This is a genomic window from Chitinophaga sp. CF418 (assembly GCF_900142925.1).
Lineage (GTDB): Bacteria > Bacteroidota > Bacteroidia > Chitinophagales > Chitinophagaceae > Chitinophaga.
In genome coordinates this window covers 941289-965689 of sequence record NZ_FRCN01000001.1, presented here as the reverse complement: position 1 = coordinate 965689, position 24401 = coordinate 941289, and the positions used below count along the sequence as shown (strand labels likewise).

16 protein-coding genes are annotated in these 24401 nt (G+C 47.3%); 13 read left to right on the top strand and 3 right to left on the bottom strand.

The features are described from left to right. Window positions 1–5: 5 nt before the first annotated feature. Entirely contained in the window at window positions 6–2438 is a 2433-nt protein-coding gene (gene pheT / locus F3I09_RS03975; RefSeq protein ID WP_149693730.1) for a phenylalanine--tRNA ligase subunit beta, read from the bottom strand. Window positions 2439–3158: 720 nt separating this feature from the next. On the opposite strand from pheT, the gene dnaB reads away from it, so the two are divergent. From dnaB to F3I09_RS03935, 8 genes are all read left to right on the top strand, one after another. Further along, window positions 3159–4727 (top strand): replicative DNA helicase, encoded by a 1569-nt coding sequence (gene dnaB, locus F3I09_RS03970; protein WP_149693729.1) that lies wholly within the window; start codon window positions 3159–3161, stop codon window positions 4725–4727. A 78-nt stretch (window positions 4728–4805) separates the two neighbouring features. After that, window positions 4806–6149, top strand: coding sequence for an MATE family efflux transporter (locus F3I09_RS03965; RefSeq protein ID WP_149693728.1), 1344 nt, complete (start codon window positions 4806–4808; stop codon window positions 6147–6149). 234 nt (window positions 6150–6383) lie between these two features. Further along, window positions 6384–7091 (top strand): 16S rRNA (uracil(1498)-N(3))-methyltransferase, encoded by a 708-nt coding sequence (locus F3I09_RS03960; RefSeq protein ID WP_149693727.1) that lies wholly within the window; start codon window positions 6384–6386, stop codon window positions 7089–7091. A 118-nt stretch (window positions 7092–7209) separates the two neighbouring features. Next, complete coding sequence (locus F3I09_RS03955; RefSeq protein WP_149693726.1) at window positions 7210–7797, top strand: sigma-70 family RNA polymerase sigma factor; 588 nt, start codon at window positions 7210–7212, stop codon at window positions 7795–7797. A 70-nt stretch (window positions 7798–7867) separates the two neighbouring features. Further along, window positions 7868–8737, top strand: a complete 870-nt coding sequence (locus tag F3I09_RS03950; RefSeq protein ID WP_149693725.1) for a FecR family protein — start codon at window positions 7868–7870, stop codon at window positions 8735–8737. Between the two features lie 286 nt (window positions 8738–9023). Next, the gene (locus tag F3I09_RS03945; protein WP_223233125.1) at window positions 9024–12287 is read left to right on the top strand and encodes a SusC/RagA family TonB-linked outer membrane protein; all 3264 of its coding nucleotides are present in this window, start codon (window positions 9024–9026) and stop codon (window positions 12285–12287) included. A gap of 20 nt (window positions 12288–12307) precedes the next feature. Next, window positions 12308–13924 (top strand): RagB/SusD family nutrient uptake outer membrane protein, encoded by a 1617-nt coding sequence (locus F3I09_RS03940; RefSeq protein ID WP_149693724.1) that lies wholly within the window; start codon window positions 12308–12310, stop codon window positions 13922–13924. Window positions 13925–13937: 13 nt separating this feature from the next. Continuing rightward, complete coding sequence (locus F3I09_RS03935; protein ID WP_149693723.1) at window positions 13938–15938, top strand: glycoside hydrolase family 127 protein; 2001 nt, start codon at window positions 13938–13940, stop codon at window positions 15936–15938. Between the two features lie 111 nt (window positions 15939–16049). Here the strand turns inward: F3I09_RS03935 and F3I09_RS03930 are convergent, their stop codons facing one another. Then, on the bottom strand, window positions 16050–17072 hold the full coding sequence (locus F3I09_RS03930; RefSeq protein ID WP_149693722.1) for a quinone-dependent dihydroorotate dehydrogenase: 1023 nt from the start codon (window positions 17070–17072) through the stop codon (window positions 16050–16052). A 129-nt stretch (window positions 17073–17201) separates the two neighbouring features. Here F3I09_RS03930 and F3I09_RS03925 point away from each other — a divergent pair, with 129 nt between their 5' ends. From F3I09_RS03925 to F3I09_RS03910, 4 genes are all read left to right on the top strand, one after another. Then, on the top strand, window positions 17202–17711 hold the full coding sequence (locus F3I09_RS03925; protein WP_149693721.1) for an RNA polymerase sigma-70 factor: 510 nt from the start codon (window positions 17202–17204) through the stop codon (window positions 17709–17711). A gap of 561 nt (window positions 17712–18272) precedes the next feature. Then, a complete protein-coding gene (locus F3I09_RS03920) occupies window positions 18273–19223 on the top strand; it encodes a FecR domain-containing protein (RefSeq protein ID WP_149693720.1) in 951 nt (316 codons plus the stop codon). Between the two features lie 23 nt (window positions 19224–19246). After that, window positions 19247–21889 (top strand): TonB-dependent receptor, encoded by a 2643-nt coding sequence (locus F3I09_RS03915; RefSeq protein WP_149693719.1) that lies wholly within the window; start codon window positions 19247–19249, stop codon window positions 21887–21889. 9 nt (window positions 21890–21898) lie between these two features. Then, window positions 21899–22768, top strand: coding sequence for a DUF4249 domain-containing protein (locus tag F3I09_RS03910; RefSeq protein WP_188133673.1), 870 nt, complete (start codon window positions 21899–21901; stop codon window positions 22766–22768). 8 nt (window positions 22769–22776) lie between these two features. Here the strand turns inward: F3I09_RS03910 and F3I09_RS03905 are convergent, their stop codons facing one another. Then, window positions 22777–23028, bottom strand: a complete 252-nt coding sequence (locus F3I09_RS03905; RefSeq protein WP_089828543.1) for a hypothetical protein — start codon at window positions 23026–23028, stop codon at window positions 22777–22779. Window positions 23029–23533: 505 nt separating this feature from the next. Between F3I09_RS03905 and F3I09_RS03900 the strand changes: the two genes are divergently transcribed. Then, on the top strand, window positions 23534–24376 hold the full coding sequence (locus tag F3I09_RS03900; RefSeq protein ID WP_223233124.1) for a hemin ABC transporter substrate-binding protein: 843 nt from the start codon (window positions 23534–23536) through the stop codon (window positions 24374–24376). The last annotated feature ends 25 nt before the right edge of the window (window positions 24377–24401 follow it).

Sequence of the window (24401 nt, the reverse complement as noted above, 5' to 3'; positions counted from 1 at the left end):
TCCGATTATTTCCTGATTTCTGCCTGTAACTGTCCTTCGAATGCTTTCACCAGCTTATCCATTACCGCATCAATCTCTTTATCGGTAAGGGTCTTCTGTGCATCCTGGAAGGTGAAGCTAACGGCATATGACTTTTTATTAGCGCCCAGTTTCTCACTCTCAAAAACGTCGAAGAGGTTCAGTTCCTGTAGCAGGGAAGACTTAACCGTTTTGGCGGCAGCTTCCACAGCAGCAAATTTTACCTGCTTGTCCAGTACCAGCGCAAGGTCACGGCGAACAGCCGGGAACTTCGGTATTTCCTTGTAAAAGTTATCGCTTTTTTGCAGTAATCCCAATACAATCTTCCAGTTGAAGTCGGCAAACCACACTGGCTGCTTAATATCGAACTGTTTCAGTTTCTGTGCGTTAACAGCGCCGAGCACTACTAGCGGCTTGTTCTTAACACTAATCTGCCAGCCATTCTGGAGTGCGTTGTTTTCGGCTTCCGCCCATTGCAGACCATTGAGGCCCAATTGCCTGAAGAGGTTCTGTACAAAGCCCTTCAGGAAGTAGAAGTCAACCGGCTCAGCTTTGTGCATCCAGCTTTCCGTTCTTTTCTGACCGGTCAGGTAGAGGCTCAGGTGAGCAGTTTCATCATATTTGCCCTGTTCGCTGACAGCATATGTGTTACCGAATTCGAAGAACAACAGGTTGTCATTACGGCGATTCAGGTTGTGTGCTACACTTTCCAGGCCGGTTTCCAGCATGGAAGGGCGCATCACATCCAGATCAGCGCTGAGGCTGTTGATCATCTTCACAGTATATTGCAGTACTTCAGGTGTAAAATACTTACTATTTGTGATAGAGTTGGTAAAAATCTCGTTAAACCCGTTGGATGCCAGGTAATTAGCTGCTTTTTCACGTACTTTCTCCCTGTCCGTTTTCGGATTGGCGGAAGGGGTGATCAGCACCTGGGAAGGGATCTCTATGTTATCCAGACCGTCAATACGCATTACTTCCTCCACGATATCTGCCGGGATGCTGATATCGGGTTTACTGTAAGGCACACTCACACGCAGTCTTTCAGCATCTTTTTTAAGAATGCCGAAGCCCAGGCTACTCAGGATATTCACAATCTTATCTTCAGGATAAGCCTTTCCACTCAGCTTGCGGATATAGTTCCAGCTTGTTTCTACTTCTGTCTGTGCCTTCGGATGAGGATATACATCCACTACTTCTGATGCTGCCTGACCACCTGCCAGTTCGCAGATCAGGGCTGCGGCGCGCTGTAATACATAAGCCGTTGCGGAAATATCAGTTCCTTTTTCGAAACGGGCTGCCGCATCAGTACGGAGTCCATGACGGAAGGAAGTAGGACGGATGCTGGCAGGGCTGAAGCAGGCGCTCTCCAGGAAGATGTTCGTAGTCGTATCCTTCACACCGGAATGCAGTCCGCCGAAAACACCTGCAATACACATGGGCTCACCCTTGCCATCGCAGATCATCAGGTCTGCGGCATCCAGTTTGCGCTCTTTTTCATCAAGCGTTACAAAAACAGTGTTCTGCGGCAGGTTCTTCACAATGACTTGACGGCCGTCTACGGCGTCGGCATCAAAAGCATGCAGCGGCTGGCCGGTTTCATGCAGGATGAAGTTGGTGATGTCTACTATATTATTAATAGGCCTTACACCGATGGCCAGCAGTCTATTCTTCAGCCAGTCGGGGGAAGCAGCGATCTTCACGCCGGTAATGGAAATACCGCTGTACCGTGGACAGGCTTCCGTATTTTCTATCGTAACGCCGATCTGGTAAGGAGCGGCTGCTTTGGGCAGGGTAGATAATTCAGGTGTTAATGCCTTGTATTTCAGTGTGTTCTCGCTGTTGTTCAGGTAGGCACACACATCTTTGGCCACACCCAGGTGACTCATGGCGTCCATTCTGTTGGGGGTCAGGCCGATTTCATAGATCCAGTCCTGAACAGGTTTAAATACATCCCTGGCAGGGGTACCGGGTTGCAGGGACGGGTCGAGCACCATAATACCGGCGTGGCTTTCGCCGATACCGATTTCATCTTCCGCACAGATCATTCCATGGCTTTCTTCTCCGCGGATCTTCGCTTTTTTCATGGTCAGCGGTTCTCCGCTGGCAGGGTAGATAGTGGCTCCTATAGGTGCTATTACTACTTTTTGTCCGACAGCTACATTAGGAGCGCCGCAAACAATGTGCAGCGGTTCCCCGCTACCTGTATTTACTGTTGTTAATCTCAGTTTATCGGCATTGGGATGGGGCGCTACAGTCAATACCTCGCCTATCACAAGTCCTTCAAGACTGCCCTTTACAGACTCGAATTGTTCCAGGCTTTCCACCTCCAGGCCTATACGCGTCAAAATAACAGATAGTTCCTCCGGTGCGGGTTTAACCGGCAAATAGTCACACAGCCAATTGTACGAAATAGTCATTTGTAAATTTATATAAGTCCGTAAAGTTAGTGTAAATCGTGAATAGTCCCTATATAGAGGGAAGGAATAGCGGCTGGAACTCCTGCTGGTTGCCGACAACCCCTCAAAAATGTGAATAACATCACCTATCCGACCTCGCTTCTGAGCATTCCCCAGGACAAGGAGTGCTTTATGTATGCGATAGCGTAACAAAGGGGCAAGCGGCATGATCTGCCCAATTCAGTTTCTGCCGATCCCGAAAAGGGGCCTACGAATCGGTATGGAACAATGGTGAACAGGCACTACATCACGCCCCCGCGCGCCTTTCCAACAATTACACCAAATTATACCGGTCACCGGAATACGAAAGTGGAAGAAACCTCGTCGGGAAGAAATGTGCAAATCAACAAGGCTTATGTGTGAAACTTTTTTACACATTGTTTGTGAATATCCAGACCTTTGTATGGGGATATTGTGTGAGTTTGGTGGATAATGAATCGATAGTCAGTGTATAACTGTCATTTTGCGGGTGCATAACCTGTGCATGTCACCTTATAAATTATATACCCAGGCAAACTTTAGAAAATCGAAAAATGCGGTTACCTTAGTCAGTACGGCCCTAAAAAGTTTACAATTTCATAAAACGGGAATGGCACAACTGGTACAATAAATTGTAATGATAACTAAGGAAGCCACGACATATTAACTTTTTGATTAACAGACTAATCAACGAACATATAGATGGATCTCAATCTAAAGAAAGACCGCAATGTACGCCGTAAGTCGTCCGTTGACGTATCTACCATGATGTACGGCAAGATTCCTCCACAGGCAAAAGAGATGGAGGAGGCTGTATTGGGAGCCATTATGCTGGAGAAAGGAGCATTTGACACAGTGGTAGAGATATTGAAAGGTGAATGTTTTTATGTAGAAGCACATCAGAAGATATTTACGGCTATGACACGGCTGGCAGGTAAATCCATGCCGGTGGACATCCTGACCGTTGTGGAAGAACTGCGTTCAATGGGCGAACTGGAAATAGTAGGCGGCCCATATTATATTACCAGACTGACAAACACGGTGGTTTCTTCCGCCAATATCGAGGCGCATGCGCGTATCATCCTCCAGAAATTCATCCAGCGGGAACTGATCCGCATATCCGGAGAGATACTGAGTGAGTCTTACGAGGACACGGCAGACGTATTCGACCTGCTGGATTCCGCGGAAAGTAAACTCTTCGAGGTGACCAACAACCACTTACGTAAGAACTACGACAGTATCGACCGTGTGTTGGTGAACACCATGAAACGTATTGAAGACCTGCGTAACCGTGGGGATGATATTACAGGGGTACCTTCCGGTTTCCCATCTCTGGACAAGGTGACCTATGGCTGGCAGTCGACGGATCTTATCATCATCGCGGCACGTCCTGCGGTGGGTAAGACGGCTTTCGCACTGAACCTGGCCAGAAATGCCGCCCTTCACCCGAGATTCCCGAAAGGTGCAGCGGTGTTCTCTTTGGAAATGTCCTCCGGACAGATCGTACAACGTATCCTGTCCGCGGAGTCTGAAATAAAACTGGAAAAGATCACCAGGGGTAAGTTGGAAGAGTATGAAATGAAGAAGCTGATGACCCATGGTATTGAACGCCTGGCAAAAGCGCCTATCTTCATAGACGATACCCCGGCACTGAACATCTTCGAGTTGCGCGCCAAGGCCAGAAGGCTGGTACATAACCATGGAGTAGGGGTGATCATCATCGACTACCTGCAGCTGATGAGTGGTAGCGCCGATGGAAAGGGCACCAACCGTGAGCAGGAGATCAGTAAGATCTCCAGGGACCTGAAAGGTCTGGCGAAAGAGTTGCACGTGCCGATCCTGGCCCTCTCCCAGTTGAGCCGTGATGTGGAAAAGCGTAAAGATGGTAACAAGATGCCACAGTTGAGTGACCTCCGTGAATCCGGAGCGATCGAGCAGGATGCTGACATGGTAATGTTCCTGTACCGTCCTGAATACTATGAGATCAATACCAACGAGATGGGCGAGTCCAACAAAGGTGAAACCCACGTGCGTATAGCCAAACACCGTAACGGTCAGCTGGATACCATCAAGCTGCGCGCGGTACTGGAATTCCAGCGTTTTGAGGACGATGGTAGCCTGGAAAACCCTGGAGGTGGCAGCAGTAATTCATTTGCGGGTATGCGCAATAATGACCCTGGTGGAAATGATGAAGCGAAACTGTATATCCAGAAGGGTTCCAAAATGAATGACATGAACTTCGATGAAGGATTTGAAGATGCTCCTTTTTAAGTAAACAGAATTAGTAATAATACTGAAAGGCGCTCCTTCTGCACGGGGCGCCTTTTTAATTTTCCCCTTATAAGAATTATGTGGACTAAATATCGTCTGTACTATAAAGACAATTTCCGGTTAGCATACCCTGTAGTTATTTCCCAGCTCGGGCACGTAATGGTTGCCTTTTCTGACACAATTATTATCGGTCATACGGGTAAAGTGCCCCTGGCGGCAGTTGCGCTGGGCAGCAGTATATTTTCTGTATTTATGGTGGTAGGGATTGGCATGTCTTATGGCCTCACCCCGCTGATAGCCCAGGAGCATGGCCGTAAGAACCTTGCCCAATGCGGCTTCCTCTTGCGCCATAGCCTGGTCATTAACATCGTCCTTGGATTATTATTATCTACAGCCATCATAACCGGCAGCAATTACCTGCACCTGTTGGGACAGGAAGAGGATGTACGTGTGTTGACCAGACCATTTTTACAGTTACTGGGTATTTCCTACTTCCCACTGATGATCTTCCTGACGTTTAAACAGTTTGCAGAAGGGTTGGGATTTACCCGGCAGGCCATGAACATCAGTATAATCGGGAATGTGCTGAATATAGCAGTAGGGATTACCCTGGTGTACGGGCTGTTTGGAGCGCCCAGGCTTGGGGTTGTCGGCGTTGGTATCGGTACGCTCACAGACAGGGTCCTGATGGCGGTTGCTATGACCTGGTATGTGCTGTCCTCTCCCCGTTTCAAGGCCTACCTGGTACACTTCCGGCAACGCTATTTGTCTCTTGCCGCTATCAAACAAATTCTGGGTATCGGTACGCCTGTTGCCCTGCAGTATATCTTTGAAGTGAGCGCCTTCAGTAGCGCTATCGTGATGGCTGGCTGGATTGGGGCGAGAGAACAAGCTGCCCATCAGATAGCCATCAACCTGGCGTCCATTACCTATATGATGGCGAGCGGTATCTCTGCTGCCGCAGGTATTAAAAGCGGGAATCACTTTGGTGCAGGACAATGGCGGGAACTGCGGTCTTCCGCGATCGCGAGTTATCACATGGTACTGGTGATGATGGGAACAACAGCCCTGATCTTCATGCTGGGCTGCAGGCTGTTACCGCTTATGTATATCAATGATCCTGCTGTTATTGACATCGCCGCTGATCTGCTCATCATTGCTGCCTTCTTCCAGTTGTTTGATGGAACACAGGTGGTAGGACTCGGTATTCTCCGTGGATTGGGAGATGTACGAATACCGACTATCATTACATTGCTGGCGTATTGGGTGCTGGGATTGCCTGTGGGTTACTTCCTGGGAATTTACCTGGAATTTGGAGTACAGGGTATTTGGTGGGGCCTGCTGATAGGGTTACTGACAGCGTCGATATTGTTGTTTTTCAGGTTTCAGCATAAGACGAGGGCAGTAGTGGCGGAGGTGTAGCATTGTGTTGCTTTGCGTGCCGGGAAACTGTCAAAATCCTTGGTCAGGTCCAGGTGTTTCCTGCATATATCCAGTATACAACTTGCATATGACCAGCATTATCCTTCGTTAATCCTTCGTTCGGAACGAAAGATTAACGAAGGATAATGCTGGTCATATGCTGGTTGTATGATCCTCATATGGCCCCTTTCTCACCCAGGTAACCGATATTTGCAAAAATTTCAACAGGCAATCATGTTTTACGCGAAAGACATCACTCCCGGCGCCGGGCATTACACAATGGACGAACCTACCTCTAAATACTGCATCCAGGTGCTCCGCCATGAGGCCGGCGATGAAGTGCTGCTGGCTGACGGTCGTGGTGGCAGATATACCGCCGCTATCACGGACGACAACCGTAAGAAGTGTGTCGTACAGATAAAAAACTATGAACTGATGCCACCAGTAAAAGCGCCTGTCCGTATTGCCATCTCCTTTACCAAAAATACCTCCCGCATAGAATGGTTCCTGGAAAAAGCTACTGAGATCGGAATGCAGACCATCATCCCACTGGTGAGTCAGCGTACTGAAAAGGAAAAGTTCCGTGCCGACCGTTTTGAGAACATCCTCGTTTCCGCCATGCTGCAATCGCAGCAATTTTACCTGCCGGAGCTCACAGCGCCAGCTACTTTTGACGCATTGGTGCAGCAGCCTCCCGCAAATCAGCTATTTATTGCTCATTGCCTGCCGGAACAGAAACAGCACCTCTGGCAAGCCATGCAGCCGGGTAAGGACAGCTTACTGCTCATAGGACCTGAAGGCGACTTCACCCCGGAAGAAATCAAACTGGCACTGGAAAAAGGATTCCAGCCCGTTTCCCTGGGAGACACCCGCCTGCGTACCGAAACTGCCGGAATAGTAGGTTGCACCATGATGAATGCAGTCAATGCCACTACCTTATAATTCCATAACACATAAAGAAAAAATATCACAACAGGCGTTTCCTGATAACTACTCCCATATTGGAAAAATGAAGAAATAATTGTAGCTTACACACTTATAAGGGCTTTATACTTTTCACGTGAAGAACGCGCACATTCATCCGGATTCCACTTGCACGGATAAATACCTGTGGGATATGATCAGGGTCGATTCCGTAGACGCTTTTAACGAAGTGTACAACCGGTATTGGGACCTGTTATTCCATGTCACCATGAAGCGCCTGCAGGTCAAAGAGATCGCAGAAGAGATCGTACAGGACTCCTTCATCATCTTATGGGAGAAAAGACATGATATAGAGATCTCAGCCCTGAAACCTTACCTCTTTGCCATCACCCGTTACGCTGTATTTCATTACCTGGCCAGCAAACAGACTATTGCCTCCAGGATGAAGATCTTGTCTCATTTATCGGAAGCTGCCGGCAACAATGGCGCTGACGTGGAAGCGCTGGTAAATGACAGGCTGCTGCTCCAATTAATAGAAACTGTTGCCAATGACCTGCCTGAAAAAAGCCGGCAGGTATTCTACTATAATAAACTGCTCGACTACTCCATCAGCCAGGCGGCCGAAACCTTCAATATATCCCAAAAAACTGCCGAAGGTCACCTCACCAAAGCCCTGAAAATATTACGCCTGAAACTAAGCGCACTACACACTTTCCTCCTCTGAAAAAAAATCTTTTTCAAAAGCAAGGGTAAATTGTCAGTTATACACTCTTAATTAGTATAACTCGGAAATAATGCCTGACGATTACATCCACGAACTTGCCCGCAAATGGCTGGCAGGCACCGCCACAGAGGAAGAGATCAACATCCTGATGCAATGGTATGGAAAGGAAGAAATGGATGCAATCGGGAATGAAGACAGTCCCCGGAAACGGCATCTGTCCACAGTATGGTGGATGGCAGCCGCAGTTGTGATAGCCGCAGGGATCTGGGCTTTATATCCGAAGCGGGATGAAAAGAAACTTGTCGTATATGTACCCAGGGAACAACAGAACAGGATCGTACTGCCCGACAGTTCCGTCGTATGGTTGAATGCTGATAGCAAATTGCAATACAATGACGGGGCACAGCGCAGGGAAGTTATGCTCAGCGGTGAAGCGTTTTTCGATGTGAAAAAAGGCGCCCGCCCCTTTGTCGTAAAGGCCGGAAATAGTATTACCACTGTATTGGGCACCAGCTTCAATATTAAAGCCTACAGTGGCGAGCCAACATTAATTACCGTCGCTTCAGGAAAGATAAGGGTAGAAGATGAAAAGAAACATATTACTGTACTGACAGCTAATAAACAGATCACGCTGGAAAAACAAACGGACAGCTCCGCCGAAAGAACAGTCAACGCAACAGTCTACCACGCCTGGATAAATGGCGGGTTTGAAGTGAACAATGAAACATTTGAATCTATTGCAAACATGCTAAGCAGGAAGTACGACGTGGCTTTCCATTTTGAAAACGATGCACTGAAGAAGTGTACATTCATTGCCAGCTTTGATGAACACACACCTATGGAGAGAATATTGGAACTACTGTGTAAGATCAACAATTCCACGTACCGCATCAGTCAGGACAAAAAAGAAATATATATCAGCGGCGAAGGGTGCCAATAATATTTTCACAAAAAATCAAGCAATCCCGTTATGAAACAAACAACAGCATTTCCCGGTAATACCACATAAAAAAATCCTTTCCTGGAAGGAAAGGATAACATAGCGCTGTCTGCATAAGAGTCTGCAAACCATACATGCAAACAGGCGCTACGGCTTTGTATTCTATTACATCATACAAAATGCAATTAAAGATATGAAATACTACGGTATTTTGACAGGGAAGCCTATGGGCATTACCCACCATTATTTACCAGACCTTTTGCTTAAGCTAATGCGAACAGTGATCATGATAATGATAGTGCTGTGTACGACAACGTTGTTGCTCATCGCCCGTAATACCAGCGGGCAGGACCTGAACACCGTGATGTTGCAGCTGAATATCAGGGAAGGAAAACTTGATAAAGTATTGAAACGCATAGAAACGCAGGCGCCTTTTCTCTTTGTTGTAGATGGTGCGCTGGCCGGCAATACGCCCGTGCCCGCACTGGAAAACAAAGAGCGCTCATTAAAAGAGGTACTGGACGCATTGCTGCTGCCACACGACCTGTTCTATGTACAGGAAGGGAAATATATTATCATCAAAAGGATGCCCATGTCTGCCGCTATGCAGGCCGCTGCGCAAGGCCTGCCCGTACCTGAGGGTGTGGCCAAGGTCATCACGGGGATGGTGACTGACGAAAAAGGGCAGCCACTGCCCGGGGTGAGTATTGTGGTGAAATCTTCCAGGGCTGGTACTATCACCAATGAGAAAGGTGTTTTCTCTCTTGAAGCCAGGAATGAAGCCGATACACTGCTGATCAGCTATATAGGTTACCGCACCCAGGAAGTGGCCGTAAAAGGCCGGAGTCAGCTGAATATCCAGATGGTATTGAGCGACAACTCCCTGGCTGACGTTGTTGTAATAGGCTACGGTAGTCTGCGGAAGGGCGACCTTACCAGTGCTGTTGCTACTGTAAAATCAGAGAGCTTCGTAAAAGGCAATGTGCTGGATGCCGGCCAGCTGTTGCAGGGTAAAGTAGCCGGACTTTCCATCGCTACGCCCAGTGGCGATCCTACCAGCACCTCACAGATCCTGTTACGTGGTAATACTACTCTGCTGGGGGCTAATGCTGATCCTCTGGTGCTGATAGACGGTATTCCCGGCGATCTGAAGACGGTAGCGCCCGAGGACATTGAATCCATGGATGTGTTAAAAGACGGTTCCGCCGCTGCTATCTATGGTACCCGCGGTACTAATGGAGTGATCATCATCACCACCCGCAGGGCCAGCGGTGCCTACAACAATTCAGTGGAATATAGCGGGTATGTCAGCACACAGACCATCGCCCGCAAACCGGAAATGCTGACAGCAGCAGATTACCGGAAGCAGATCGCGGAAGGCACCAGGGACGCTTCCTGGGACCAGGGCGCCAATACCGACTGGCTGAAGGAAATATCACAGACGCCATTCACACATGTACATAACCTTACAATGAGAGGTGGTAATGCCAAGACGAATTATCTCGCGAACGCGAACTACCGCTCCCTGGAAGGTATCATGAAGAAATCAGATAACAGGACCTTCACTGGCCGCATCGATATCAACCACAGCATGCTGGATGATAAACTGCGGGTGAATCTGGGCATGCTAAGTGCCAACAACAGGTACACCACTACCGGCGATGGTATCAGTTTTAATGGCTATACCTACAGGCAGGCCCTCATCCGTAATCCCACATCTCCTGTCCGTGATTCACTGGGGAACTGGTATGAGCAGACCGGCCTGTTTAATTATGAGAACCCGGTGTCAAGGCTCATGGAAAGTGATGGACGGAATACTTCCCAGAACACGCGTCTGAATGGTTCATTGACGCTGTTGCCTGTAGAAGGATTGAAACTGTCTGCCTTATTCTCCTACACCAAATACAATGAAGACAGGGGCTACTCAGAAACCAAAAAGCATATCTCCAATCTCAGAGACAGCAGGAACGGATATGCATCGGTAGGCTCCAAACAAAGCATGGACAGGCTGATGGAACTGACAGCTCAATACACTGCTGATGTCAGAAGACATAAATTCACAGCACTGGCTGGTTATAGCTACCAGGAGCGGGAATATAACAGTCACTGGATGCAGAACTGGGACTTCCCGACAGACCGCTTCACTTATAACAACATCGGTATAGGACAGGCACTGAAAGAAGGACTGGCACCGGAATACAGTGATAAACTGGAAACAAACCTCATTGGTTTTTTTGGCAGGGCTACCTATAGTTATGATGATCGTTACCTGTTGCTCGCCAGCTTACGGCATGAAGCCGCCAGTCAACTATATGGCACCAAACAACCCTGGGGAACTTTCCCGGCTGTTTCTGCCGGATGGCGTATCAGCAATGAGGCGTTTATGAAAAGACAGACATTGTTCGATGATCTGAAATTACGTGTAGGTTATGGCGTTACAGGTACACAGCCGACTGACCTTTTCCTCGGTGTGGCTATCCTGAACTACAGCAGTTATGTATATGTAAATGGCGTGTGGATACAGACACTGGGTCCTTCACAGAACCCCAATGCTGACCTGCGCTGGGAAGAAAAACATGAGACAAATGCAGGTCTTGACTTTTCTATGTATAGTGGAAGGATCAGCGGTAGCGTGGATTACTACATCCGCCGCATCAATGGGTTGTTGTACGACTACCAGGTACCCAGTCCTCCTAACCTGTATCCGTCCACACGTGCGAATGTAGGCAAGATGGAAAATAAAGGGCTGGAAGTATTGGTGAACTTTATCCCGGTAAAGACAAGGAACTTCGAATGGAGCAGCAGCGTGAATTTCTCTACCAACACCAATAAACTGGTCAGCCTGTCTAATAACCTCTACAAGACTACCAACAACTACTTTACTACAGGTGGTACAGGAGAACCGATCCAGACCTTTACACATATTGTGAACATCGGTGATAATATCGGCGATTTCTATGGCTTCAAAGTAGTAGACATTTCTGATGATGGTAAATGGATCTATGAAGGCCGCGATGGAAAGCCTGTTCCTTACGACAGCTACCAGCATGCTTTTGAAGACAAGCGTGTACTGGGGAATGGTCTTCCGAAGTATTACGCCGGATGGAACAACACCTTCCGCTATAAACAGTTTGATTTGAATATTACTATGCGCGGTGCTTTCGATTATCAGATCCTGAATTTTCAGCGCATGTATTATGAGAACACAGGCCTGCAGCAGTACAACCGTCTGAAATCGGCCTACGATAAGGTGTTCGGCAAAGCCGTACTGAGTAAAGATATGCCGCTGGAGTTTAACAGCTACTACGTAGAGAACGGCGATTACTGGAAAGTGGATAATATCACACTGGGATACAATTTCCGGAACCTGAAATTAAAATACATGCATTCTGCACGTGTGTACGTTTCTACGCTGAACACTTTTGTGATCACTGGCTATAAGGGTATTGATCCCGAAGTGAACAGGCTGGGACTGGCGCCTGGCAATGATGACAGGGATAAGTATCCTTCTGTAAGGACATTTACTGTTGGTGTTAACATGAATTTCTGATCCGTTAAATTCTGCTGTTTATGAAACAATCTATCAAGACAATATTACTGGCAACGCTGTTACTGGTGTCTGCCTGCACCAAATTAAAAGATACAAGTTATAACGAGATCATCGCCGGACAATTTGATCCTTCGGCAGAAGACCTGGCTTCGCTGGTGGGCGCTGCTTATGTGAACTGGCGTCTTGTGTTGAATGACTGGAATGGTTTTGCGCGTATACAGGAAGCTACTTCTGATGAAGCGGTGATCCCCGCGCGCCCTAATGGCTGGGTGGATGGCGGTATCTATCGCCGTTTGCATGAGCATAAGTGGACGGCCGATGATGATGTTACCATCAACACCTGGAACCGTACTTATGCCGGTATCACCAATTGTAATCGCGTGATCTATCAGCTGGAATCGGGTGGTATTCCTGTCAGCAATGGCAAGGAAGAAACACTGGCAGAGCTGAAGGTATTACGTGCATCGTATTATTATGTGCTGTGTGATGTATATGGTAATGTGCCTATCGTAACACAGTTTGACGTGCCTGAAGGATTCCTGCCGAAACAGAGTACCCGTAAGGAAGTATATGATTTCATCGTAAAGGAGATAAAAGACAATCTCCCATTGCTGAGCGATAAGAACGATAAGACCACTTATGGCAAGTTCAATCAGTGGGCGGCCTATGCTTTACTGGCAAAGATGTACCTGAATGCGGAGGTATACACCGGCACTTCTGCATGGGATGAATGTATTACTGCATGCGATGCTATCATCAATGCAGGAAAGGGCTTCATACTGGAGCCTGTACAACGTAGTGTATTTGTAACAGACAATGAGAACTCTAAAGAGATCATTTTCGCACTGCCATTTGATGAAACATATGTAACGAACTGGAATGCCTTTGACATTCATATGCAGACATTACAGCCTGCCTGCCAGGCTACCTATAATCTCAAATCTACTCCATGGGGCGGTATCTGCGCTATTCCTCAGTTCATCAATACATTTGATCTGGATGATGCGCGCTACCGCGACAACTGGATAAAGGGACAACAATACAGTGCTGCCGGGGCTGAATTGAATTGTACTATGGGCGCTTACACAGGCAAACCGCTGGCCTTTATTAATGAAGTGCCGGGCATTGATCAGTCAGAAGAGATACATGGTTTCCGTTTGGGTAAATTTGAGATCAAGCAGAAAGCCAATGTACAGCTGAGTAATGACTGGCCTTTGTTCCGCTATGCAGACATTCTCATGATGAAAGCGGAAAGCCTGTTAAGAAATGGTAAGGCCGATGCGGCAGCTACGCTGGTAACACAGGTAAGACAACGGAATTTCACGGAACATCCGGATAAAGCATTAGTTACAGGTGCTGACCTGTTAAAGGGAAGTGTTTATGATTACGGTTTGCGCGATCATTTGAATCATACAGAACAAGGAGGGGCTGATATACAGTATGGCCGCTTCCTGGATGAACTGGGCTGGGAGTTTACACAGGAAGATCGTCGCAGACAGGACCTGATCCGCTTTAAAGTGTTTACAAAGAAGTCATGGTTCTCGCATACACCGAACGGAGACTACCGGGAACTATTTCCTATTCCCCGCACTGAGATCAATAAGAACGGCAACCTTAAACAAAATGATGGTTATTAATTTATAAAGGGTTATGAAAAAACAATTGTTATCGCTCGCATTGCTGTATGCTATTCCTCTCTGTGCACAGCAGGCGGACTATCCTGTGAGGGCGGTGAAGTTCACCGCCGTACAGCTGACGGACAGTTTCTGGCTGCCGCGTGTACGTACGAATCACAATGTGACGATTCCTGCGTCCTTTGCACGTTGTGAAAGTACAGGCCGCGTGAAGAACTTTGAGATGGCCGCAGCGAAGGAAGGGAAGTTCTGTACAAAGTTCCCGTTCGATGATACTGATATTTATAAGACCATCGAAGGGGCTTCTTATTCCATGGCTGTTACGCCCGATAAGAAAATGGACGCTTATGTGGATTCGCTGATCGCTATTGTTGCCAAAGCGCAGGAACCCGATGGCTACCTGTATACAGCAAGGACAATCGATCCATTGCATCCGCATGACTGGTCAGGATCGGAACGATGGGTAAAAGAGCATGAGCTGAGCCATGAACTATATAACTCCGGACATATGTTTGAGGCTGCCAGTGCACATTACCTGGCTACCGGCAAACGTAATTTCCTGGACATCGCGCTGAAGAATGCAGATCTGCTGGTGCAGACTTTTGGTCCCGGCAAACGAGGTGTGGCGCCGGGGCATGAAATAGTGGAGATGGGACTGGTACGTTTATACCGCGTTACCGGAAAGAAAGAATACCTGCAGCTGGCAAAATTCTTCATCGATGAAAGAGGTAAACGGCAGTATAATTCCAAAAGCCGCAATCCATGGGAGAATGGTAAATACTGGCAGGACCAGGAGCCGGTAACACAGCAATCCGAAGCGGTAGGACATGCTGTAAGAGCTATGTACCTGTACGCGGCAATGGCTGATATAGCAGCGCTGGAAGACGATACCGCTTACCTGCATGCCATTGACAGGATCTGGGATAATATGGCTACCAAAAAGATCTATGTGCAGGGAGGCATCGGGGCAATACCTGATGGCGAGCGTTTTGGAGAGAACTATGATTTGCCCAATGCTACTGCTTATAATGAGACCTGCGCCGCTATCGGTAATGCCTATTGGAATCAGCGTATGTTCCAGTTGCATGGCGATGCTAAGTATGTGGATATGCTGGAGAAGATACTGTACAATGGGTTGATATCAGGTGTAGGACTGGATGGCAAGTCTTTTTTCTACACCAATGCCATGCAGGTGCGCAGAGGCATGCATTATCACAGCCTGGAGGAAGGGCGTTCGGGATGGTTTGAATGCTCCTGCTGTCCGACAAATATGGCGCGCTTCCTGCCTTCCCTGCCTGGCTATATCTATGCGCAGAAAGGACGTGAGGTATATGTGAACCTGTTTATGAACAGCACTGCATCATTGGAAGTGGAAAAACAAAAAGTAAAGATTGTGCAGTCCAACAACTACCCATGGGAGGGAGATCTGCGGTTTAATATCGAACCTGCTATTGCAACGGAATTCACACTGAAAGTCCGTATACCTGGATGGGCCAGGCAGGAAGCTATTCCCGGAGGGGTCTATTATTTCAAGGCCGGCAAGGCAGATAGTGTGCTGATCAAAGTAAATGGCCAACCGGTAACATATCAGCTGGAACAGGGATATGCCGTGATCAGAAAGAAGTGGAACAAAAAGGATGTGGTGGAAGTACAGCTGCCTATGGAAACACATGAAGTATTGGCCGACCAGCAGGTGAAAGATGACAATGGCAAAATTGCTATTCAGCGTGGACCACTGATGTATTGTGCCGAATGGAAGGATAATGATGGCCGTACCAGCAACTTGTTATTGCCTGATGTGTTTCAGCCTGAAGTAAGGAAGGATATGCTGAATGGTGTCGTGGTACTGAAAGGCGAAGGTAAAAGTATCAACGTAAATGAACAGCAACAGCAGGTGAGTACAGTACCTAAACAGGTAACACTGATTCCGTATTATGCATGGGCAAACAGGGGAGAAGGAGAAATGAATGTGTGGTTCCCTGAAAAAATAGTGGACGTGGAAATATTGGCCAAGTAATCCATCTGAAGCTCCATGAGAGCTATACGCTTGTGTAGCTCCAACTTTTAACATCACAGGGGTCACGTGTAACAGTTGTTACACATGGCCCCTGTAGTGTTAAGAATATAATTATTTTAATCCTTCGCAGATCTTCTTCACAATTGTCGGCCCTTCATACACGAATCCTGTATACACCTGTACCAGTGATGCTCCTGCATCCAGTTTCTCCTGTGCATCCGCAGCGGTAAAGATACCTCCTACGGCAATGATCGGCACAGCACCATTGGTGTGTTTATGAATATAGCGGATCACTTCTGTGGCCTTCTGTTTCACAGGCAGGCCACTCAGACCTCCTGAGCCGATAGCGGCTACTTCTTCTGCAGGAGTCTGTAAGTTATCCCTGTCGATGGTTGTATTGGTAGCAACAATACCCGCCAGTTTGGTTTCCTGTACGATCTCGATAATATCGTCCAGCTGACTGGTGGTCAGGTCTGGCGCTATTTTCAGCAGAATAGGTTTTTGTTGCGGCTTTTGTGTATTCAGTATCTGCAAGTGATGCAGCAGTTGTTTTAATGGCTCTTTCTCCTGTAATGCACGGAGATTAGGTGTATTGGGAGAGCTGACGTTCACAACGAAATAATCCACCACATCAAACAGTGCATGGAAGCATTTCTCATAATCGTTGATGGCCTGTTCATTCGGTGTAATCTTGTTCTTACCGATATTACCACCAATGATAATATCTGATTTCCTTTTCTGCAGGCGTTTGGCAGCAGCTGTCGCACCTCCGTTGTTGAAGCCCATACGGTTGATGAGGGCCTGGTCGGCAGGAAGGCGGAACAGACGGGGCTGATCATTACCGGGTTGTGCTACAGGTGTTACGGTACCGATCTCCACAAATCCGAATCCGAGGCTGGCCAGTTCGTCTGTATAGCGGGCATCTTTATCGAAGCCGGCTGCCAGTCCTACGGGATTTTTAAAGGTCAGTCCCCATAGTTGTCTTTCCAGGCCTTTGCGTTTCGGCAAACAAAAAGAACGTAGAATATTTTTCCCCAGGGGGATTCCATGCATCACCTGCAGGCCTTTCATGACCTGGTAGTGAATGCTTTCCGGCGGGAAGCGGAAGAGTATTTTTTTGATAAGATTATACATGCGGGCACAAAGATAAATAAGTTCAACAATAGTCATTCTTTCCTGTTCGAATACACGGAAAGAATGATAGTCAGCTGATAACACAACAAAACCGGGTATATATTATATCTTTACAGGGCTTAAATACCAATGCTGGACCGTCGTACATTTGAAGATATCTTTAGAGACCATCATGCCGCATGTCTGGCATTTGCGGTGCATTACACCGGCGACCTCCATGAGGCTGAGGAGGTGGTGCAGCAAGTGTTCCTGCGGTTGTGGGAGAAACGGGAAACCATTGATATTGTGGGCGCTATGAGGTCTTACCTGTTTGCCGCCATCCGGAATACTGCCATCAGTAACTGGCGGAAGGAAACCGTAAGGCAGGAGAAAGAGCAGGTAGCTGGCGATCTGCATGCCGCTGGCGGGCAGGTCCAATCCCCTGCCTGGGAGCTGGAACGGATGTATCAGCGGGCCCTGGAAGTGCTGCCCGACCGTTGCCGTGAAGTATTTATACTCAGCAGGCAGCAACAATTAAAATACGCCGAAATAGCGGAGGTAATGAACATTTCTGTGAAAACAGTGGAGAATCAGATGGGGAAGGCCTTGAAAATCATGCATAAAGAGCTGAAAGAATACCTGCACGTGCTGTTGTTTTGATCTGTGAAGAATGGTTTTACCCTTCGGGGAAGATCTGAGCCGTAGTACCCCCGTTGGCGCCTGGTTTTATGTGGGCTGGTGCTAATCGTCCCACCCGGGGTTGCACCCCGCGCTACAAACACTGGGACTCCTGGCGGAGTCCATCGGCGTTTTGTTTCCCGGTTTATTGCTGTCCGGGGTTGAAACCCCGCGGTACAAACACAAGGACTCCTGGCGGAGTCCATCGGCGTTTTGTTTCCCGGTTTATTGCTGTCCCGGGGTTGCGCACCGCGCTACAAACACTGGGACTCCTAACAGAGGCGATCACCGCGAATGATCCTGTTATAGTGATTCCGTTATGTTCCGGGGGGCTCCAAATAAGCAGTAGTTATGCCTCTCTCTGGAATTGAGTGATTGGGTCAATGGCTTTGCTCTGTGGTTAATGTAATTATCTTTTATAATTTTTACGAATATTTGCATCTCCGATAGGGGAAACCTGCTATACCCTGCGTCTGTTACCATGAAAAAGCCTCATTGTGCTTTTGCCTGCTTTCATCTGTTATAAACACTACAAACTGTTCGATGACTAAACTGTATGCTGATGAGGCGTTATACGCCTTGCTATGTAAATATTTGCTGGGTGAGGCCGATGTGGCTGAGCGCCAGTGGGTGGACGACTGGCTGAAAAGTGATCCTGATCACCCCGGGCTGCTGTCAGCACTCGAGAAGTTGCTGCAGGAACAGCCACATATAATAGTGACGCCTGCCGACACTGAACGTGCCTGGCAGTCCCTGAGCGCCAGGATGGGAGGAAGGGTGGTCAGATGGCGTAAATGGTGGATGGCAGCCGCTGTCATGCTGATAGCCGCGGGAACGGGTTTGCTGTGGCTGACTGCCCGCAATAGCCGTACGCAAAGATTTACAGGGCCTGTGGTGGCGCAATTGAAAGACGGTACTACCGTTCAGCTGGAAGATAAGGCGCAGCTGCTGGTATTGGCCGGATTTGGCCGTAAGCAGCGGGAAGTATCCCTGGAAGGAAAAGCCATATTCAATGTAACGAAGGATGCTGCTCGACCGTTTATAATAAAACTGGGAGAACGGACCATAAAAGTATTAGGCACCCGTTTTATGGTGGATGTGGCAGCGGGTAAAAGGGGCGCCCTGCGTATACATGTAGATACGGGGGAGATCATGGTAACAGACGGGCGCAGCAAGGATAGCGTGGTACTATCGGCCGGTATGCTGCTGGAACAACAGGGGGAACAGGTCCCCTTCAGGATTGCAGCACATGTGGCAGATGCCACCGGTCGGCAGCTGGTGTTTACTGATACTCCTTTATCGGAAGTATTGCAGACCATTGAAGTTATTTATCATGTAAAGGTTACCGCAGATGCTGACTTGCTGCAATTGCCGGTAACAGCTACTTTTACAGGAGAAACGGCAGAGAATGTACTGGCGTCTATCGCTTTCATGACCAATGCAGATATAGAGAAAAAAGACACCGTCGTAATATTAAAGAAGCATGAAGAATAATTTTTACAACCTTAAAAAGAATCATGTCGCTGTTTGGTAGGATGTTATTAGGAACATTGCTGATCTGTATTCCTGTACATGCATCCTCCGGGTGGGATTGGCGTACCAGGATCAGTGTGGCAGTGAAGGACCAGCCGCTTGAAACAATATGTATTATACTGGAGGAACAATATGGTATCCATTTCTCTTACAGCAAAAACGTTGTTGACCTTTCCCCACTGGTAACGGTGAATATACATAACAAGCCCCTGAAAAAAGCCCTGGAAGATATTTTTGCGCCTTTCGATATTCATTTCGCCCGTATCGGCGATCAGATTGTGCTCACATTTAAAAAGCATCCCACGCAGACGATCAGTGGATATGTGCAGGATAACACCACCGGCGAAAAACTGATCGGGGCGACCGTTTATTCCCCTGTACAACATGTCGGCACCACAACTAATCAGTTTGGCTTTTTTAGTCTCACATTACCCCGCGATACGATTAGTTTACAGGTCAGCTACATTGGTTATAAACCAGGCAGATTGCCGGTAAGGAAATCTCAAACGGAACCAGTGATCGTACCATTGCAATCACAAAACAGCCTGCCTGAAGTGGTGGTGGTGACAGACACGCTCCGTCAGCAGCAGGAGCAGGCTCCCCTGAGTAAATTAAATCTGTCGCCGGCAGATATGAAGTCAATGCCACGCCTGCTGGGCGAGGCGGATATGATGCGTGCAATCAGCGCGTTGCCGGGTGTATCTGGTGGTATAGAGGGCGGTGGCGGACTGAATGTAAGAGGTGGAAGCCCGGATCAGAACCTGGTACTGCTGGATGGCACGCCGATCTTCAGTGTATCACATTTATTCGGGATCTTCTCCGTGTTCAATCCCGATATTGTTAAGAGTGCTGATTTCTATAAAGGGGCATTTCCTGCCCGTTACGGAGGCCGTTTGTCGTCTATTGTAGACATCTCTCTGAAAGACGGCGATATGCAGCAGTATCATGGAGAAGCTGCTATCGGGCTGATTGCTGCGAAGGCGATGGTAGAAGGCCCGATTAAAAAAGGCAAGACCTCCTTTGTCGTGTCTGGCCGCCGTTCACATCTTGATGCGCTGATGAATGACCTGAAGCTGAACGGTTCGAATGAGGAGCCGGATAATAAGGCATACGTGTATTTTTATGACGCTAATCTGAAGGTGAACCATATTTTTTCAGAAAAGGACCGTTTGTACCTAAGTGGTTACGTGGGGCAGGACAGACTGAAAATAACATACCGGGAAGGCCGGGAAGCAGATACCACCGGAACAGCTACTTATTCTGCCAACAGCCGTTCCAGATTCCTTTGGGGCAATTACACCGGTACCCTGCGCTGGAACCATGTATTCAGTCCGAAACTATTTGCCAATATCACAAGCAATTATTCACAATACTATTTTTCTACTGAATATAATTATGATTATAAGCCGTTAAATACAACAGATACAAGCATATCCTACGGAAAATATTATTCCAGCATACAAGATATTGTTGAAAAGGCAGATTTTGAATACAGGCCACAACCCAATCATACTATCAAGTTTGGAGCAGGGACTATTACCCACATCTTTAATCCGGGAGTATCATTGTTTGAAGACGTAGGAGGTGGACAGCCATCACTGGATACCACTTACAATGATGGCGCTTCTACCGGACAGGAGATACTGCTGTATGCAGAAGATGAATGGAAGGCATCGCAGGTGCTCTGGATCAATGCAGGTGTACATGCTTCCGGCTTCCTGGTGGAGGGGCGTTTTTATCATTCTGTACAGCCGAGATTGGGCGCCCGTTACCAGCTACCCCGCAAGTGGGTTGTTAAAGCATCGTATACGCATATGACCCAGTATCTGCATCTGTTGACTAACAGCACTATCAACTCACCTACGGATCTCTGGGTGCCATCTACAGGAAGGGTGGCGCCGATGTTTTCCCGGCAGGGATCTGTGGGGGTAGCAAAGAGCAGCAGACATCACATGTATACCATGTCCCTGGAATTATATTATAAAACGATGGATCATGTGATTGAATACAACGAGCCGGTATCTCCATTCAATGGCGCAGGCAAGGACTGGGATGAACAGGTTGCTGTCGGTAAGGGTCGGAGTTACGGAGGAGAGATAATGCTGGAAAAGAAAAAAGGTACTACCCGGGGATGGATCGGTTACACATTGGCCTGGTCTGACAGAACATTTCCTACTGTAAACGGAGGCAGGTCTTTCCCTTATAAATATGACCGCAGGCATGATCTTGAAGTGGTGCTGACACAACGCCTGGGCAAACGCTGGGAATTGTCTGCCACATGGGAATATACAACAGGATTACCATTGACTTTGCCAACAGCGAGCTATGAAGGAACAGGAGATGCATCTCCATATGATCCGCCAGGGAAAGATCCTATACTGGATCATATTGGCGACAGGAATCAATATCGTACTTCATCCATGCACCGGCTGGATATCAGCGCTACCTACAGTAAAAAGAAAAAGCTGTGGACAAAGAGCTGGACATTCAGTTTGTACAATGCTTATAATCAGCGGAATCCATATTCCTATTATATGGTCACTGATACGAAGAAACAAGAGCGTTACCTGGCAGAGATCAGCATTTTGCCTATCCTGCCAAGTGTGACTTATGCAATTAAATTTTAAATGAAACGTATGCGTCCATTTTCTTTTTATGCAATATTGTTGGCCATCGTGATGACAGCCTGTGAGAAAGAATCACGGATCCCCATCCCTTATGATGGGGATAAGCTGGTCCTGAACAGCCTGATACAACCGGACAGTCTCATATATATACGCGTTACCAAAAGCAAGCCGGTGAAGGAATATGGCAACCTGAGATTCCCGGAGGTGCCGGGAGCAGCTGTGGTCATACAGGAAGATGGGAGGACCTTGCCTACACCTGAGTGGCGGGTGATCAATGGAAAGGGATATTATGTATCGCAGGGTGTTGCCGGTGCTGGAAAACAGTATACCGTAAGCGTGAGTTATACAGGCCTGGCCAGTGTTGAAGCAACAGATAGCACACCCGGAGCGCCAGACATCAAAGATGCATCTGCACAAAAGGCATCCAACAGGGTAAAGTTTTCCCTGAAAGATAATATCGCAGAAAAGAATTATTACAGGATCCGCATATATAATGCAGATATTGTAAATGGAGAGATCGTGGCGCTGAAGCAGGATACGGTGAAGTTCCGCCTGGATCCATCGTTCAACAATAACTTCATTGACATTATCGGTAATGCGTATTATAGTGAGGTACTGCTGACCGATGAGCGTATCAATGGAAAAGATGTTCTCTTTGTGTTGCAGACAAGCAAAGAAATAACAGCTTCTCACATGATTGTGGAAGTCAGCGGGTTGACCAGAGGAGCCTACAAATACCTTGATGGGACATATTCGCAACGATTGGAGGAACGGTTGGATTTTTCAGTGGATCCGGTGAACGTCTATTCCAATGTGGAGAACGGATATGGCATCTTGGGAGGGGTGAACGCCAGAAGGCTTTCATTCTCAGTACAGTAGTACAGCGGCTATTTTTCTATCTGGTACTTCAGTATAATATCGTTCAGTTTACACGACAGTTTCACACATTCTGAAATAATGGTGTTTTCAAGTTCTGTGTATCCGGCCGATTCAAGGTGATATATCTGCGGATAAACGGATGACATCAGTTCTCTTGCTGCTGATATTAGTCCATCCTGCAGATTCACAAGTTGCTGTTGTTCCTGCATCGCACTCTGATAGTATGGCGATAGTGGATTTAGTATTTCATCCCAATCCATGGGTTTAAATTTTTTCCGGTGATAGGTAATGTATATTTAACAATAGCAGAAAGCATTTAGTTTAACCCCTTCACCAACTTCCCACATGAAATATTGAAAAGCGTAAATATTTCCTTTTGCGTAAAGATTGTCATAAAATTTTCCCGATCCGATTAGTTTGTTACATTTCTATGACATAGATTTGCATCACTCAATTACTCCGCCGCACCTGTCAGTCCATTTCTGATATATCCCTATATATCATTCTCGGCTGATAGCTACACTTTTTAAATTTTAATTACTGGTAAAACTGTACCGGATAACTGTGAAGTTCCGTAGTGGCCGTTTTGTGTCAATACCTGAACCCCGGTATCCTGTATGCGATAACTTATTCAAAGTTCTTGCCTGAGCATGGCGGAGTAAAATGCTTATGGTAAGCGATGGTTGGCCCAAACCCCGGGTAGGGTCAACCATTCATTTCTTCGTTTTCAACACTATTTATTGTCATTCTTACTTTAATCAGATTATGATGAATCATATAAGGATACGATCATTGATCGTGTCATTGGCTGTCTGCCTGTTGGCAGCGATGAATGTTAGTGCGCAACAGAATTTTAAACGTATCGTGTCCCTGAACGGTGCTGTTACCGAGATTGTATGTGCACTGGGATTTGAGAGTGCCCTGGTGGGTGTAGATGTAACGAGTACATATCCTGCCAGCATGAAGCAGGTAGCGAAAGTGGGACACAACAGAAATATTTCTGCGGAGCCGGTCCTGGCCTTGCAGCCAGACCTGATCCTGGCTACTGATAACTTTATACAACCGGCAGTGATTGAACAGTTTAAAAATGTGGGTGTAAAGACGGTGTTGATAAAACAGGAGTTCTCCGTAGCAGGAACTAAAAAACTGATTACAGAAGTAGCTGCTGCCTTGAAAGTGCCGGAAAAAGGCGCTGCATTAGTAAAACAACTGGATAAAGAGCAGCAGGCATTACATATAAAACCACAACCTAAAAAAGTATTGTTCATCTATGCCCGCGGAGCAGGTACTATGATGGTAGCAGGTAAAGAGACTCCTCTCGATAAGATCATTGCACTTGCCGGTGCGCAGAATGCTGCTACCGGATTCAATGATTTCAAACCACTAACACCGGAAGCATTGGTAACTGCCAATCCTGATGTGATCCTTATGTTTGATGATGGATTAAAAAGCATGGGTGGTGTGGATGGCCTGCTGAAAGTGCAGGGCATTGAACAGACAACAGCAGGTAAACAAAAGAAGGTGATTGTAATGGATGGCCAATTGCTGACAGGGTTTGGACCGCGTGTAATACAGGCTGTGCAGGAGCTGGCGGGGAAGTTGAATTAACATTGCGACGATGAATGATAAATAG

What these genes read in the sequence shown, in the direction of transcription:
- pheT (WP_149693730.1), bottom strand. Translation starts at nt 2,438, where the DNA reads ATGACTATTTCGTACAATTGGCTGTGTGACTATTTGCCGGTTAAACCC.
- dnaB (WP_149693729.1), top strand. Translation starts at nt 3,159, where the DNA reads ATGGATCTCAATCTAAAGAAAGACCGCAATGTACGCCGTAAGTCGTCC.
- F3I09_RS03965 (WP_149693728.1), top strand. Translation starts at nt 4,806, where the DNA reads ATGTGGACTAAATATCGTCTGTACTATAAAGACAATTTCCGGTTAGCA.
- F3I09_RS03960 (WP_149693727.1), top strand. Translation starts at nt 6,384, where the DNA reads ATGTTTTACGCGAAAGACATCACTCCCGGCGCCGGGCATTACACAATG.
- F3I09_RS03950 (WP_149693725.1), top strand. Translation starts at nt 7,868, where the DNA reads ATGCCTGACGATTACATCCACGAACTTGCCCGCAAATGGCTGGCAGGC.
- F3I09_RS03945 (WP_223233125.1), top strand. Translation starts at nt 9,024, where the DNA reads ATGATAATGATAGTGCTGTGTACGACAACGTTGTTGCTCATCGCCCGT.
- F3I09_RS03940 (WP_149693724.1), top strand. Translation starts at nt 12,308, where the DNA reads ATGAAACAATCTATCAAGACAATATTACTGGCAACGCTGTTACTGGTG.
- F3I09_RS03935 (WP_149693723.1), top strand. Translation starts at nt 13,938, where the DNA reads ATGAAAAAACAATTGTTATCGCTCGCATTGCTGTATGCTATTCCTCTC.
- F3I09_RS03930 (WP_149693722.1), bottom strand. Translation starts at nt 17,072, where the DNA reads ATGTATAATCTTATCAAAAAAATACTCTTCCGCTTCCCGCCGGAAAGC.
- F3I09_RS03925 (WP_149693721.1), top strand. Translation starts at nt 17,202, where the DNA reads ATGCTGGACCGTCGTACATTTGAAGATATCTTTAGAGACCATCATGCC.
- F3I09_RS03920 (WP_149693720.1), top strand. Translation starts at nt 18,273, where the DNA reads ATGACTAAACTGTATGCTGATGAGGCGTTATACGCCTTGCTATGTAAA.
- F3I09_RS03915 (WP_149693719.1), top strand. Translation starts at nt 19,247, where the DNA reads ATGTCGCTGTTTGGTAGGATGTTATTAGGAACATTGCTGATCTGTATT.
- F3I09_RS03910 (WP_188133673.1), top strand. Translation starts at nt 21,899, where the DNA reads ATGCGTCCATTTTCTTTTTATGCAATATTGTTGGCCATCGTGATGACA.
- F3I09_RS03905 (WP_089828543.1), bottom strand. Translation starts at nt 23,028, where the DNA reads ATGGATTGGGATGAAATACTAAATCCACTATCGCCATACTATCAGAGT.
- F3I09_RS03900 (WP_223233124.1), top strand. Translation starts at nt 23,534, where the DNA reads ATGATGAATCATATAAGGATACGATCATTGATCGTGTCATTGGCTGTC.